Below are 14815 nucleotides of genomic sequence, written 5' to 3' on the forward strand. Positions count from 1 at the left end.
TTATTTTACAGGCTTATTTTCAGTGCTGGGGCGAGTGAACCAAGGATCTCTTGCATCCATTACGTCATAAAGGCTGTACTTGCGCCCTAATGTTTGGCCACCATCGCGAGTAAGAGGCATCCAACTGATTGTCGCCCGACTATGGGTTGATTTAATGGTCATTAAATCAAATGGTACTGACACGTAGAAGCCTTTAGTAAAGCTACCCTCACCATATTCTTCTGCCGACAGGTTGGTTTTAGTCGCAAAGGCGCCCACAATCACACCACTATCGAATTGTTTCGAGAAATCTATGGTCACACCTTTATCTTCGGCTAGATATTGGCCTGCACTTATCCTGAGCAAGGTATTGGGGAACCAATCGGGTTGGTAATAGACTGAAGCATGCCCAGTTACACTGCCCGTTTGTACTCGATAGAAGGGGTTAATGAGCGGGTCAAATTGATTTTCTTCCGCAAAGAAGCCGAGCATGCTATCGGGGTCGCGTTGCTTAACGTAATTCACATCAACACCAAAAGCCCATTGGCTGTTTAGAGGACGGTAAAGAACCTCGCCACCCACGCCGCCATACATCATTTCTAAATAGCCACCATAGGCTTGGTAAGAAATATTATCGGTTAAATTATCCATCCAAGTCAGTTGCAGGTTATTCACTCTAACCGGATTATCATGAATATACTGGCGAACGAGGGTGCGAACCCGTTTTAAGTCAGTACCATCTGGTGGCACATCGTATAAAAACTTATCGTAGTTATCGTATAAGTTGAGGTAAAGAGAACCGCCAAATTCAAAGTTATCGGTAAACTTATAATTTGCGCTACCCGTTACTCCAATATTAAACATATAGAAGCCTTCAGAGCCTCCGAAGGATTGCACCATAGTGGGAGAAACATCAAATCCCAGTTTGTCTAGCCAGTCTGTGTTTGTTTGGGTCACGAGAGTGCCTTGGGGGGCACTCGGTACACTGACTTGGCTTGCATCACTCACTTTTGCGTTGAGATATGCAAAATTGGCCACTTTGGCAAATTTTTCAGCATCGATACGGGTTTCTGTAATCGGTTGACTGTAATGGGTTTCAATCAGACGATATTCTTTAATTTGGGATAGGGCGCTATTGTTGGCGAGTATTGTCGCTGCTCTGTGGTGAGCCTCGCTTCTATCGCGAAACTTAGTCTGTTCACCAACAACTGTGATTCTATCTGCTGCAAGATAAATTTTTGCATTGTTATAGCCTGCAATTCGTTGCAGATCCTGCGCAACCTTATTCCAGTCAGTCGTTTTTGTTGCTGCGGTTGATAGAGATGCAGTATTCACGGTGCTATCAATGTTTAGGGCCGTATCTGCTTGAATGCTGTCCGTATTGCTCTCTTGATATGAAGCAGTATCAATTGAGGCTACGCTTGATGGGGTATCTTCCGTCTGTGCTAATTGCGCTTGGGTCATAGGTGCTGCGGGTAGCGGTTTATATTTAGCCGCAGCAGGATCGCGTTTAATTTGCGTTAAGGTATTAAAGTTCGTCTGCAAGCTAAAGCCGAGCGTCCAAGTATTACCGCGCTCATAGCTTAAATGCAGATCTCCCCAGTTACCAAAACGATACAGTAAGCCGTAGTTAAACTTGCTGTCCTGAGTCATGCTTATGCCGTTGGGGGCAACGACGGGAAAATCAGACTCGTAATCGTTAGCGTCATATTCCACTTTTACCCTAAGTGGATCCCAAGGAGTTTGGTATTCCACACCGCCAAAGAGTGCTGCACAGCCTTTAAACCAACGCTGATAATCGACTTCACCACCTTTACCTCCAAAGGAGGTATCTCGGTCACAGTTATCGTTAAGATCTTTTTTATCCGAGGTTAAGTTACCGCTATTTCCGATATAGCCCCAGCCAATACCCAGCGTAAAATCTAATGGGCCGACTCTTTTTGTGGCGGCAATAAATTCGCCATCAAATAATCCTGTGCCGCCAAAGTCACGTACACCGATAGATGTTTCTGGTAGCCAATTGCTCTCTTCAAGCAGTCTAAATTTAAAGTCTATTCCTTTATCCGTGTATTTAGTGTTACCGCTAAAACTAGGATCATCGCTATATAATAGATCGTGCACTAAGGTGTATCGTACTGTGGTTTCAAACCAAGGAAACAATTGCACTGATGCAGTATAGTGTTGATATTCATCGTTATATGTGGTCGAAAAATTAAATTCACCCTCAGCGGTCATGCGGCCAGTGGGCATTTGCATTAAGCCAACACCGCCAAAATCCGATTGCGAAGGTAACAGCGTTGGATAAGCAAATTCATCAGCGGAGGCATGTAACAGTGGCAAGAGTGCCAGCGAAAGCGCAGATAAACGGCCTAAGGTATGGATGGAATGGCTAGGCTTTTTCATTACAGAGTCCGATTCTTGAGTAATTCAATGATGTTTTCATTTAAATTGGCGTAGCCATCAAATAGGCTTGAAAACTCAACAAAAAGTGTTGCACCAGGGGCGATATCCTGTGCTTGGTAATTCCAATAGGCGATAGGTTGTCTAATTGCGTTGCCATCGGGTTGAATAATCCAAACAAAGCTGGTTTCTGCGTTCTCGAGTAAACCCGCATGCTTTAGGTAATCTTTACTGCTGGCCCGCGATTGCCATGCTTGTTCACCGATTTGCGCGACCGCGCCAACGACAGTGACCGTAGTTGGGCGAGGGGGTAATACGAGTAAAAAATCACCATCGATAAGTGGATTATAAGCATCGGTGATACGGATTAAATCGAGATCTAATGGTTGATTAATCCGTTGACCAAGTTTGATGTTGCGTAAAAACTGAGCAAGCTTGCTCAGTTTTGCAATGTAGTTACCATTATCGATTTGCTCACCCATCGTAGCCAATTGCTGCAATACTTGCTGACGAGTGGTCTCTAATGCTGCAGTATTTTTTATATCTAAAAGTGCCGCACCTAGCCAATAAATTGCCACAGCCTCATTTTTTGTTGGCTGATTATAAAGAGGAAGCTGGGTTAACCCATCCTGAACTGCTTGTCCAACTCGAATGGCTGAGGGATAGGTAATGTGTAGCTGCGGCGTGTTAGACGCAGTGGTACTGACAGCAAGTTGGGTATTGGCTTCTACAGCGGGTAAAAACAGTGAACCTACTAGCAGTGCCAACGGGGTGATATAAGATCTCATTATGGCTCCACTAAGCAGCAAAAGGCTTCAGTAAGGTGATATCAATAAACGGCAGATTGGGCGCAATTTTCTGATGGCTTTTAATAACGTTGCCTGTTTGTGGATCTAGCCAAAACTCATTTTGATATTGGATATTGAGTGCATCCACAGAGACGTTTTCACTAAAATGCAAAGCTTGTGTGGGAGCGCCATTGATTAGAATATTTTCGTCACCAATCAATTTAAATTCTGATGTTGCTTTGTAGCCATAATGATAACCAGGTTGCCAATCGAGGGTTCGAGTCCAGGTTTTGGGGGTATTGCTTAAATGCAATCCTAATAACAGTGGATCTGGCTCATTACTTTCAACAGCACTTAAGTTACCTGCAAGCAGATTATGGGTTTTGACTAAACGGCCGTTAACCGTAATCAACATGCCTTTATCTGCAGATAACCACTTAAGTTCGAGTGCTTCGGGCGAGTTTTTTACTGAAGATAGGCTGATTTTAGGCTCTGCAAAGGCTAAAACCACAAATGCCTGAGCCGTATCTTCAAGTTTCACATAGATGCTGGCATACGGATTTGATGATACTTGCTCAGGGGAGAGAACCACATCGTCACTCCCCAAAAAGGCTAGTTTTGCGGTATCGTTTAATGCGCTAATTCGTTGACTGCAGCCCGATAGCCCTACGATAACTGCCGAAATGGCAATAATGGGGAAAATTCTTTTATATATACGCATCCGAGTTGCTTATTCTCAATAATAGTAGGTAACCAATGTAAATATATGATGTCGTGATTTCAAGCTTTCACTATTTTGCTTTAGGCGTCTAAATGCCCCAAAAAAAACAACCGCCAAAAGGCGGTTATTTACACACACTAACCAATCAATTAGTTAGAGTTAGTGGTGGTATTTGTATTTGTGGTGGTGATTGGGTTGCCATCTGAGCCATTTGCTGCAACTAAAACACCAGTTACAACTGCACCAGCTGCAATACCACCAGCAACGATAGTACCAGTAGCGCCACCGGCAGTTGTGCCACCAGTAGCTGTACCAGTGTTATTTGCATTAGCCGCAACTGAACCTAACATTGAAATAGCAGCAATAAGTGCTAATGAAGTTTTTTTCATCGTGATTCCCTTTTAGAAAAAATTAACCTAATTTTTAGCTAATCTAGTACAGCATGATAGGTGATTCAACTTAAATGATCAATGTTAAATCTATTCTGTCATTCAGACTTTAGACTGATTTACTGCTTAGCTGCTACTGAATAATCCTTAATTTTTAATGAGTTTCGCATATCTTGGTTAAGGAATTATGTCATCGCTTAATTTATAACACGGCAAGATGCGGGCTTCAATTCGATTTTACTCAGCCTTTTTATTATGAGTCATCGCATTAGGCTAAATTGAAAAATGCTTTCAATTCGTCAAGGTGCGCCATGCCGTCTTTATAACCTAAATCGATAAGTGCGCTGGTATAGGATTTTTCAAACAAGAGATAAGACACAATACTTGAGTCAGACTGCCTATCGATACCAAAAAATCCCAGTAAGGTTTTAATTGCCCAAGGCATATCGTCATAGAAGCGGGCGGCGATTTTACTTAAATCTTCACTGGGTTTTATCACTAAGGTTTTTATGGGGTGTAATGCTAGTTGCGCACGGCTTTCTTCTGGAATAAGGGAAAGCGTATGATTTATGCGCTCTAGGCGCTCTAAATCACTATTTAAGGTATCAGAAAAGATGGTATCCAACAGATGACCCGCGATGGTCGCTGTCTTCGGATGATATTCTAGCTCCATCGGAAAATGCTTATGGGGACTGTCTAGGTTTATCACTAATAGCTTATTAGCCCCCAAATGGATTGGACTTGAAAGCGGCGCGAGCTGGTGGACTGAGCCGTCACCATAATAAGCTTGATTAAGTTTAATTGACGGGAACACCATGGGAATGGCTGAGCTTGCTAACAAGTGCTCGGTATTTAACATGCGCCGCTCACCGCTGCGTCTGGCGCGGGTCCAGTTTTCAATATCCCGTGCCGCTTGAAAAAACGTCACCGAACGCGAGTTGTTATAGCAGGAGGTATCGACACTCAGAGCGGTTAAAGCGCCGTTGCGGATATTGCGATCAATTCTTTTAAAATCAATAAGTTCATTCAATAAGTGCCGTAAAGGTTCATTATCGAGCAGGCTGCCAGCATCTGTATTAACCTTATCGTCCTGTAAGCCCTTTAGCGCCATTTTTGAGAGGTGCTTTAACACGCCAGGAAGAGTGGCTCGGTACACTTTTCTAGTTTCAAAATGACGCCATACCCATTCGAGTTTTTTGACACCTAAATGAAAACATGAGGCATGGGTGGCGATTGAAGTACCATTAATGGCACCAGCGGAAGTGCCACATATGATTTTGAAGGGAATGCCATGGTTGCGAGGATAAAGCTGGACCAGTGCTTTTAACACTCCCACTTGATAGGCGGCACGAGCGCCACCGCCACCGAGAACTAATGCTGTTGATGTTGGCAATCTTAATACTCAACGACTTGTTATTATGATTTTATTAAAGCAATGCCTTGTCTAAAAAAGCAAGTCTGAGGAGTTATCTTAATGACATTTCTTTAGTTTTTGATGAGAAGAGGCAAAGGCAAGCACTTGAGAGCATGTTTGCCGTCAACAGACGGGAAATAAAAAACGCACTTAAGTTAAACCTAAGTGCGTTGCTGTATTGAGAGGTTAATGGTAAGCCATTAACTCACACTGGCGAATGTGTATTCAGCGCAAAAGACAGTGCTTAAGCTTGCAGATTCTTTAAGAAATCGACGATTTGGTCGAATGGCACGTCTTGTTTTTCACCGGTGCGGCGGTTTTTGTATTCAAATACACCCGCGTCGATATTGCGATCACCAATCACCACTGTGTGTGGAATACCAATCAGTTCCATATCCGCGAACATTACACCTGGACGCTCTTTACGGTCATCCAACAGGACATCGATACCCGCAGCACTTAAGTCTTTGTATAACTGCTCGGCGATATCGGTGACGCGGTGCGACTTGTGCATATTCATTGGCAGAATGCCCACACTGAATGGTGCAATCGCTTCTGGCCATACAATGCCACGGTCATCAAAGTTTTGCTCAATCGCAGCTGCCACGATACGGCTCACGCCAACACCGTAACAACCCATCAGCAGCACCTGTGACTTACCGTTCTCATCGAGAACAGTCGCGTTCATGGATTTAGAGTAGTTAGTGCCGAGTTGGAAGATATGACCCACTTCGATACCACGAGCCATGGCATAGGTACCTAAACCATCCGGTGTTGGCTCGCCTTCAACCACGTTACGGATATCGGCCGCTTGTGCCAGTGGCAGATCGCGCTCCCAGTTGATGCCAAAGTAGTGTTTATCATCCACGTTTGCGCCGGCAGCAAAATCGCTCATCACGCTAACACTGTGGTCGATGATGATCGGCATATTCAGGCCGACAGGGCCTAATGAGCCTGGACCTGCGCCAATGGCGTCACGGATCAGGGCTTCTGGGGCAAATTCTAATGGTGATGCCACTAAATCTAATTTATCTGCCTTGATTTCATTTAGCTCGTGGTCACCACGTACAATCAGCGCAACCAGTGGCGCCGCTTCAGTCGCACCTTTCACAATCAAGGTTTTCACTGTTTTAGTGATATCCAAACCGAATTGCTCAACTAACTCAGCAATGGTTTTCGCATTTGGGGTATCGACTAAACGTAATGCTTCAGTCGCCGCGCCGCGCGTTTCGGTTGGCATTGGCGATTCGGCTTTCTCGATGTTAGCGGCATAATCGCTACCCGTAGAGTAGGCGATTAAGTCTTCACCGCTTTGCGCTAATACATGGAACTCGTGTGACATGCTGCCACCGATAGAACCGGTGTCCGCTAAAACTGGGCGGAAGGCTAAGCCCATGCGCGACAGAATGTTGCTATAGGCTTGATACATCGCCTCATAGGTTTCATTCATGGTATCCACATCAAGATGGAAAGAATAAGCATCTTTCATCAGGAACTCGCGAGAACGCATCACGCCAAAACGTGGGCGAACTTCGTCGCGGAATTTAGTTTGAATTTGATAAAGATTCAGCGGTAATTGTTTGTAAGAGCTGACTTCTTTACGGATTAAGTCGGTGATCACTTCTTCGTGGGTTGGTCCCAGAACGAAGTCACGGCTATGACGGTCTTTAAAACGCAGTAGTTCAGGACCAAACTTGTCCCAGCGACCCGTTTCTACCCATAAATCAGCCGGTTGCACCATAGGCATTAGGATTTCAATCGCGCCCGCTTTGTTCATTTCTTCACGAACAATCGCTTCGACTTTACGTAATACACGCAGGCCCGTGGGCAGATAGCTGTATAGGCCTGAAGCGTTACGGCGGATCATACCCGCCCGTAGCATTAATTGATGGCTGATGACTTCTGCATTCGCAGGTGTTTCTTTTTGAGTAGAAAGTAGGTATTTGCTAACGCGCATTACCGATGTCCAAATTTGAGTTGAATGGGCGCCATTTTATCACCTGCTTTGATGATGTCACCTATGGATTTAGGTTAAATTCAACTAGCTGGGAGACAAATAGCATTTTTGATGCTGGATAACCGATAAAGCAAAGATAAGCGCTGCGCCGTTAGGGTGCGACTTCGTCATTGCTCGTATCTAGATTCTCGTCGCTGCTTACTTATTTCGCCGATCGCCAATCACCCGTGCAGGATTACCGGCGACGATAGCCCATGCGGGGACATCTTTGGTGACAATACAGCCCATGCCAATCACCGCATGGTCGCCAATGGTGACACCATCAACTATCCCGGCCTGTGCGCCAATCCAAACATCTTTACCTATCACGACGCCTTTAGAGTGAGAGGCTTGTTGATAAATGGGCGTATCGGGCGCCATGCCATGATTAAAGGCATAGATAGTGACATGATTAGCAATGCGAGTTTGGGAGCCAATTTGAATCCCCACTCGACCGCCATCGAAGGAGCAGCCATGATTGATGGCGACTTCGTTACCAAGGGTAATAGGGCCATGTAAAAAACATTCGGCGGCAATCATGCAATGATTACCTATCTTGATATCGCGATTGGGCTCGGCAAATAATTGTGCCTCGGGGGCGATAAAACAGTTATCACCAATGGTGACGGTTTCGAGGGCGCAAAGGTTGGTTTGAATTTCATCCTGCCAAGGTTTAGCCCAGACTAAGTGTTTTTCTTTGAGTGAAAAATACAGCCAGGGCATCCAAGACAGACGCTTTTTGTGTTGGCTCTGATAATCAGGCAATGCGGTTGTGTTTAGCGTCTGCATTTAGCCACATTTCCCCGGTTTGAGTTCGAGCACTTGAATATATTCCCGATCATCCTCATCAACCGCCATCCGCCAAAAGATATCTAAGTCATACAAAGCCACTTGATATAGCTTGGGATCATCCTTGGCTTTTTTATAGGCAGGGCGAGGGTCTTGTCCGAGTACGCCGCGGATAAGTTCGGCCAAATCAGTATAAGCGTCCTGTTTGCTATAGGCGTTAATCTGCGTTGCCGCGAGCTCGGAAAAAACCACGCTAATCAGCTTAGGCGCTTCTTGAGCGATACCGCCGACGGCACCTTCAATCGAATCTGAGAAGGGAATATAGGGCTTTATATCGATAATCGGCGTGCCATCGACAAGATCCATGCCTGAAATCTCCAGGCATACTTTGCCTTTACGTTGCACCACTCGGTGGAGTTTTACCACGGATTGGCCAATGCCGTTTGGGCGAAAAGTCGAGCGGGTTGCGAATACACCGAGTTTTTCATTACCGCCTAAACGCGGTGGGCGAACTGTGGTTTTCCAGCCTTGGGCGAGATTTTCATGGAAACAAAACAGCAGCCAAAGGTGGGAATATTGCTCGATGCCACGCACGGCGTCGAGATGATTGATATGGCCTTCCAGCTCAACATAACCGCGTGCTTCCACCAAACCAGGTTGCCTTGGAATGCCAAATTTTTGTTTGTAGGGGGTACGGCAGGTGGCCACAGCGGTAATTTGGTTGGTAAATGTCATGCAAAAAACACCTAAAGGAAGGAGCAACAACCCAAACTCAGATGGCTTAGGTTGTAAAGTACAACAAGAATGGCGTGCAGTATAATACACGCGATGAACTAGTCGGCGGTGGCCATTTTAATCGCTTGACCGACACATAACGCGCGGCTGATACAGCCTTGCGCAGCTTCTTCCATCATCACACATTGTTTGATGATGATACCATTAGCACCTTTATCAGCCGCAGCGCGGCGGGCTTCGGTTCTCGCTTCGCTTAAGGATGCTGGCACGCCATTTACATCCGCTTGGCAAGATTCTCCTTGCACTAAGCCTTTCAACTCGTAGTGGCCTTTAGGCAAACTATCACCTTCAAATAGCGTAACATCGCCCGCCTTGAAGTAGTCACTAATCGCCTCACCGTCTAAATTGCTATTAAAACTGTAGTCGCTGGCACAGGCGCTAAGCAGGAGCACTAATGCACTTGAGAGGATGATTTTCATGGTTTGACCTGAGATTAAGGGTAAAGAAGCGCAGTCCCATGGACTGCGCGGTGCTGTGCGATTTATCTCAGTAAATTCTATCGCTTAAGATACTTTTGATAAAGCTGCTGGTGGCGATTATTCAGATCTATTTGTCTTCCTTCAATCCAGATCGCATCAATTTTGTTACTCATGGGGTCGAGGATATCTCCGTCACTCAGCACAACGCTGCCCTGATAGCCTACTTCGATAGCGCCTAAATCGTTAATCCCTAACAGCTTTGCAGCATCTAACGTGACAGATTTCAACGCTTGCTCTGCCCTAACGCCATAAGCTGCGCTGTAACCTGCGGCATAGGGTAGGTTACGACTGTTCCAATCCGATGAAAAACCAAGGGCATAGGGAATGCCGGCATTTGCTAGCAACGAAGGGATTTTAAACGGTAAATCTACCGGTTCATCTGTGCGTTTAGGTAGGCTTAGGGTGTGCGGGTAAATCACACTGGCATTCACTTCCCTTAAGCTTGAGGCCAGTCGCCATGCATCATAACCACCAACAATGACCAATTTAAATTGATATTTTTTAGTCAGGGCAATCACTTGCTCGATTTGGTTAACACTGTCTGCGTGGGCAAATAGCGTCGCTTTACCTTGGTACAGTGGCAACATGGCCTGCCAACGCAGATTGGGCGTGTTGTCCGTATCCTGTGCATTTTGACTTAAGAAATAGCGGTAACCGTCCTCAAAGGCGTTGATTAGCTTATCAATAGCCTGCTGATTTTTTTCAATCGCTTTGGCTTTTCCTTTTTCATCCTCTGGCATGCGTTTTATCTGTGGCCAGTAAACATGAAATTGGCCTTCACTGGGGTGCAATGCATCTTCAATGGTCCACGCATCGAGATCGACGACCACCGATTGGCCCGCGAGTCCGTCACCACTAGGGACGATTTGTGCGTGAGTGATGCCATTATAGCGAATGGTTGGCAGCAGCTCCGAATCCGGGTTGTAAGCCGTTGCTGCAGTAATTTGCGGGTTAAAGTCACCGACTTCAGCGTTATCTACGGTCGGGCGAACCATCTCGATTTCCACTAAGCCAAGACTGGTATCCAGTGCAATAAGGCCGGGATATAAGTGTTTGCCCGTGGCATCGATAACCTGTGCTTTACCATCAGCCCCGTTGACGTGTAACTGTGGTCCTAGCGCACTGATTTTGCCGTTTTCGATTAACACATCGGTATTGGTTAGTACCCCTTGGCTGACCGTATGCACAGTGGCGTTTTTAATCAACACACCGTGAGTTTGTTTAGGCGTAGGGATGAGATTATGTGCCTGCACGGACAAGGTGATGGCCAGTGTCGACAGCAGCAAGGTTGTGGGTAAGTGCTTCATTATTTTGCTCCCTGATGATGTTGGCCCCAAGCCTGATAATGGGTATCGCAGTGCCATTGTGGCTCGTTAAGCGGTGTAACTTTTTCACCCGCCTTAGCGTTATCATCACTACTGAGAATTTTTTGGATAAGAGCGGCACGCTCAGCCACTACTTGCTGCTGGGCAAGCTGGTCTTGGTCGCGATCGAAGTAGCGTTTGCCTTCAACCCAAGCCTGGGTCACTTTGGCATAAATCGACAGCGGCTCGGCGTTCCAAAGCACAATATCGGCCATTTTGCCTGGGGTGAGTGAGCCAATATACTCATCGACTCTGAGCTGTTTCGCTGGGTTGATGGTCACCATATTCCAGGCATCTTCCTTTGACATACCGCAATACATCATTGACTTAGCTGCTTCTTGGTTGAGTCTGCGCTGCATTTCGTAGTCATCGGAATTGATACTCGTCAACACACCTTGTTTTTGCATTAGGCACGCGTTTTGCGGGATCGCATCATAAACCTCGAACTTATAAGCCCACCAATCGGCAAAGGTCGAGGCGCCCGCACCATGGGCAGCCAGTTCACTGGCAACCTTGTAACCTTCAAGCACATGGGTAAAGGTTTGCACTTTAAAGTGGTAGGCTTCGGCTAAGCGCAGGAACATTAAAATTTCCGACTGTACATAAGAGTGAATATGCACATCGCGCTGTTGCTTAAGCACTTCGGCCACCGCCTGCAGGCGATAACTTGGGCGCGGTGCGAGGGTTTTCTTCTTCTCACTGCTGCGTAAATCATCATAATCCTTCAGTGCATTCTCATAGGCGAGTGCTGCATCGAAGGTTTCTTCAAATAAGGCTTTTACCCCCATGCGCGTCTGCGGGAAGCGCTGCACAAACTTTTCGCCCCAGTTACTCTGTTTAACGTTTTCGCCAAGGGCGAATTTGATACTGGCAGGGGCATTGGCAAACTTTAGCTGTTCTGCGCTTTCTCCCCACTTCATTTTTATTAACTGGGATTGGCCACCAATAGGATTAGCGCTGCCATGGAGTAATTGTGCGCTGGTCACACCGCCCGCGAGTGCGCGATAGATGGAGACATCTTCAGGATTAATCACATCGCCAATCCGCACTTCAGAGGTGACTGCGTCGGTGCCTTCGTTGGTGCCGCCGTTGATGGCAATATGGGAATGCTCATCGACAATACCCGCTGTTAAGTGCTTGCCCGTTGCATCGAGGACTTGATATCCAGAAGGCGTGTTGAGTTGCTGGCCGATTTTTTCAATCTTGCCATTGGCCATTAGCAGATCCGCATGTTCCAAGATACCTTGTTTATCTGAGGTCCACAGGGTGGCATTTTTAATATGGAGTTTCTCGGCTTTGGGCGCCTCACTTAAACCATAGGCGACGTTAGGGTAGGTCAGTTGACTGACTAAGGTTTGCGATGCATCGGCTTTAGGCGTGCTTACTTGCTCCGTCTTTGGCAGAGGCGTAAGGGCAATACCAGCAACATTAATGCTACGACTTTGGGCGTCTACCATCCGGCCTTGAATGCCGTCTTTGGCAAACCAGAGGGTAAAACGGCTGATCCCATGAATGCCTGCATCAGTTAAATTGGCGTTAAAGCTGACGCGGCCGTCGTCTTCAAGCTTGAGGTTGGAGAGTGGAATACTCTTCTCGCCACTGCTCAGATTTCCTTGCAAAGTGGTTTTGCCTGCTTTGTCTGCTTCTTCAAGGTTCAAATCTAAAGTTAAATTATTCAACGTCAGCTGATAGTCACCCAACATCTTGGCTTGTGAAAGTGAGCGGATGGCTTGTTCTTGTCCCTGTAGCCAGACACTGTAAATTTGTCCGTCTTTAAAAATATTGCCCTTAGTAATGACAAAGTCCGCCATATAGCCCGGAGCAAGTTTTCCGGTCAAGTCAGCGGTTCCTGCCATTTCAGCAGCTTGAGTGGTGAGGGCCGCGAGGGCTTTATCTTCGCTGAGTCCTTGCGCAATCGCTTGACGAAGGCGTGGCCAAAACGCCTCGGTCTTAATGCCAAATTGGGTAAACGCAAAGGGGATACCTGCATTTGCTACTGCGGCAGGGTTTGTGGGCGCGCGCTCCCATTGCCTGAGTTCTGCAAGGGAGACTTCGCGATCGGCATCATCGGTACCCACATCGGGTGCTTGTGGGTAATTAAGAGGAAGAATTAAAGGATAATTCAGAGCCTTTAATTCGTTGATCCGAGCATACTCTTGGCCACTTGCGAGTAAGTTGGCGGGCTGCTTATGTTCTTTGAGTAGGTTAGCTGCACGCAATAAATCGTTCAGATTTTTTGTTTCAAATACGATTGGTTTCTCGGCTAAGTTATCTAAACGTTCGAAGGCAATATTAAATTCAATTTGAGGTGTAGCTGAACTATTAACCGATTTGTGCTTATTTTGGTTATACCAGTTAGCATCAGCAAAGGTTTGCCTGATAAGCGCGATGCTACCCATGAGGGAATTGGGATAGTCTTGTTCTGACGTACCTTTATCGAAGGCCATAAAAGGTTGGCTGTGCGCCCTATAAATTACCTCGTTGGCAGTTTTGTCCGCGAGTGAAAGACTGACACCCGTGCCTCGGAAAATACCATCGAGTTTACTACTTTGTACACTGGTAAAGCCGTTATTGATCCAATCTCGTGCGCGTTCTTTATTGGGGTAAATGTAATTAAACCATTCTTTTTCAGCGTGAATTGCACCATTTTCAGCATTCCCGCCAATACGCTTAATATCATATACCGGACGAGTGAGCTGCAATTTGGGATATTCAAACTCGATAGCATAATCGGTAAAAGGATCGATAAAACCGGGATAAATAGTATAACCACTGAGATCGACTTTTAGTGCTGCCGCGGGGATATCACCTTGGTCAATAATGGCTTTGATCCGATTGTTTTCAACTAATAATGTGGCATTTGAGAGTCGTTTCCCCGGTGCAAGAATTAATTCTGCATTGGTCAATGCAGTTAACTTATTGACGGGGGGGATGGGATTGGCCTCGGCAAAAATGGGTTGAGATACAAAACTACTTATTATGCCGCAGCTTATTATTATCTTATTGTTTATCTGCATTTTTTATTCACTTAGACGGAGGGTGAATAAAGAGTAACCTAAAGTAGATGTAAATACTAAAGATGAATTGTAACGCAATTTAAGCATTTACTTGAATGACAATGGGCGGGGTGGGATAGGCATAAAAAAGCTCGCAGGGCGCGAGCTTTTTTATGTTACTCAATGATAATAGCGAATGGCTATTGTCATTACCATTACGGTATTGGATTAGATTAAGAAATCATCCATAGAACGGCCTTTATTGACTTCGTTCTTAAATACTGTTGGCATACGGCCTTGACCTGTCCACTGGATCACTTCGCCATCAACTTCAATTTGGTATTTCGCTGGACGAGGAGCGCGTTTCTTGCTCGAGGCTTTAAATGCAACACCACCTAAATCGTCGATTGATAAACCAACGGCTTCCATTTGTTGACGGATTTCTTCAATTTTTGCATTACGAGCAGCAATAGCTTGCTGTTCTTCTGCTTCCATTGACTCACGCTCAACTAAAATTTTATCTAGTTTAGCCGCTAAATCACGCAGTTCTTCAACGCTAAGATCTTTTACAGCAGCTTTAAAACGACGACCGTGAGTTAATATCTCTAAAAATTCGCTCATATCTATTTTCGTCCCACTCTATTTTTATTACAGGATAATGGTGAACAACAGCTAAATGATAGAAACTAATATTGCTCGAATCAA

12 protein-coding genes are annotated in these 14815 nt (G+C 45.7%); all 12 read right to left on the reverse strand.

Translation table 11 applies throughout. The annotated features are described in order from the left end of the window. The gene (locus FJD32_RS07660; protein ID WP_140907811.1) at positions 1 to 2382 is read right to left on the reverse strand and encodes a YjbH domain-containing protein; all 2382 of its coding nucleotides are present in this window, start codon (positions 2380 to 2382) and stop codon (positions 1 to 3) included. Next, entirely contained in the window at positions 2382 to 3167 is a 786-nt protein-coding gene (locus tag FJD32_RS07665; protein ID WP_140907812.1) for a capsule biosynthesis GfcC family protein, read from the reverse strand. Before FJD32_RS07665 ends, FJD32_RS07660 begins: the two co-directional genes overlap by 1 nt. A gap of 10 nt (positions 3168 to 3177) precedes the next feature. Then, positions 3178 to 3888, reverse strand: a complete 711-nt coding sequence (locus tag FJD32_RS07670) for a YjbF family lipoprotein (protein WP_088585347.1) — start codon at positions 3886 to 3888, stop codon at positions 3178 to 3180. Between the two features lie 149 nt (positions 3889 to 4037). Then, positions 4038 to 4277 carry a hypothetical protein gene (locus tag FJD32_RS07675; RefSeq protein WP_088585348.1) on the reverse strand — a complete coding sequence of 80 codons (240 nt, stop codon included), beginning with the start codon at positions 4275 to 4277 and terminating at the stop codon, positions 4038 to 4040. A gap of 268 nt (positions 4278 to 4545) precedes the next feature. Continuing rightward, positions 4546 to 5670, reverse strand: coding sequence for a patatin-like phospholipase family protein (locus FJD32_RS07680; RefSeq protein ID WP_109277867.1), 1125 nt, complete (start codon positions 5668 to 5670; stop codon positions 4546 to 4548). Between the two features lie 265 nt (positions 5671 to 5935). Continuing rightward, positions 5936 to 7648, reverse strand: a complete 1713-nt coding sequence (locus FJD32_RS07685; protein ID WP_037428285.1) for a proline--tRNA ligase — start codon at positions 7646 to 7648, stop codon at positions 5936 to 5938. Between the two features lie 198 nt (positions 7649 to 7846). Then, positions 7847 to 8476 (reverse strand): acyltransferase, encoded by a 630-nt coding sequence (locus tag FJD32_RS07690; protein WP_011716467.1) that lies wholly within the window; start codon positions 8474 to 8476, stop codon positions 7847 to 7849. Beyond that, positions 8477 to 9211 carry a tRNA (N6-threonylcarbamoyladenosine(37)-N6)-methyltransferase TrmO gene (gene tsaA / locus FJD32_RS07695; RefSeq protein ID WP_011716468.1) on the reverse strand — a complete coding sequence of 245 codons (735 nt, stop codon included), beginning with the start codon at positions 9209 to 9211 and terminating at the stop codon, positions 8477 to 8479. 98 nt (positions 9212 to 9309) lie between these two features. Beyond that, positions 9310 to 9690: an Rcs stress response system protein RcsF gene (gene rcsF, locus FJD32_RS07700; protein WP_037420516.1), complete on the reverse strand. Its 381-nt coding sequence runs from the start codon at positions 9688 to 9690 to the stop codon at positions 9310 to 9312. Positions 9691 to 9767: 77 nt separating this feature from the next. Beyond that, positions 9768 to 11057: an amidohydrolase gene (locus FJD32_RS07705; RefSeq protein ID WP_055646641.1), complete on the reverse strand. Its 1290-nt coding sequence runs from the start codon at positions 11055 to 11057 to the stop codon at positions 9768 to 9770. Continuing rightward, on the reverse strand, positions 11057 to 14131 hold the full coding sequence (locus FJD32_RS07710; RefSeq protein ID WP_140907813.1) for an amidohydrolase family protein: 3075 nt from the start codon (positions 14129 to 14131) through the stop codon (positions 11057 to 11059). The genes FJD32_RS07705 and FJD32_RS07710 overlap by 1 nt, the downstream gene beginning before the upstream one ends. Before the next feature lie 207 nt (positions 14132 to 14338). Next, positions 14339 to 14731 carry an H-NS family nucleoid-associated regulatory protein gene (locus FJD32_RS07715; RefSeq protein WP_140907814.1) on the reverse strand — a complete coding sequence of 131 codons (393 nt, stop codon included), beginning with the start codon at positions 14729 to 14731 and terminating at the stop codon, positions 14339 to 14341. Positions 14732 to 14815 lie beyond the last annotated feature (84 nt).

Origin of the sequence: Shewanella sp. LC6 (assembly GCF_006385735.2) — a bacterium.
Lineage (GTDB): Bacteria > Pseudomonadota > Gammaproteobacteria > Enterobacterales > Shewanellaceae > Shewanella > Shewanella xiamenensis.

Coding starts and splice junctions, on each gene's coding strand:
- FJD32_RS07660 (WP_140907811.1), bottom strand. CDS start 2,382: ATGAAAAAGCCTAGCCATTCCATCCATACCTTAGGCCGTTTATCTGCG.
- FJD32_RS07665 (WP_140907812.1), bottom strand. CDS start 3,167: ATGAGATCTTATATCACCCCGTTGGCACTGCTAGTAGGTTCACTGTTT.
- FJD32_RS07670 (WP_088585347.1), bottom strand. CDS start 3,888: ATGCGTATATATAAAAGAATTTTCCCCATTATTGCCATTTCGGCAGTT.
- FJD32_RS07675 (WP_088585348.1), bottom strand. CDS start 4,277: ATGAAAAAAACTTCATTAGCACTTATTGCTGCTATTTCAATGTTAGGT.
- FJD32_RS07685 (WP_037428285.1), bottom strand. CDS start 7,648: ATGCGCGTTAGCAAATACCTACTTTCTACTCAAAAAGAAACACCTGCG.
- FJD32_RS07690 (WP_011716467.1), bottom strand. CDS start 8,476: ATGCAGACGCTAAACACAACCGCATTGCCTGATTATCAGAGCCAACAC.
- tsaA (WP_011716468.1), bottom strand. CDS start 9,211: ATGACATTTACCAACCAAATTACCGCTGTGGCCACCTGCCGTACCCCC.
- rcsF (WP_037420516.1), bottom strand. CDS start 9,690: ATGAAAATCATCCTCTCAAGTGCATTAGTGCTCCTGCTTAGCGCCTGT.
- FJD32_RS07705 (WP_055646641.1), bottom strand. CDS start 11,057: ATGAAGCACTTACCCACAACCTTGCTGCTGTCGACACTGGCCATCACC.
- FJD32_RS07710 (WP_140907813.1), bottom strand. CDS start 14,131: ATGCAGATAAACAATAAGATAATAATAAGCTGCGGCATAATAAGTAGT.
- FJD32_RS07715 (WP_140907814.1), bottom strand. CDS start 14,731: ATGAGCGAATTTTTAGAGATATTAACTCACGGTCGTCGTTTTAAAGCT.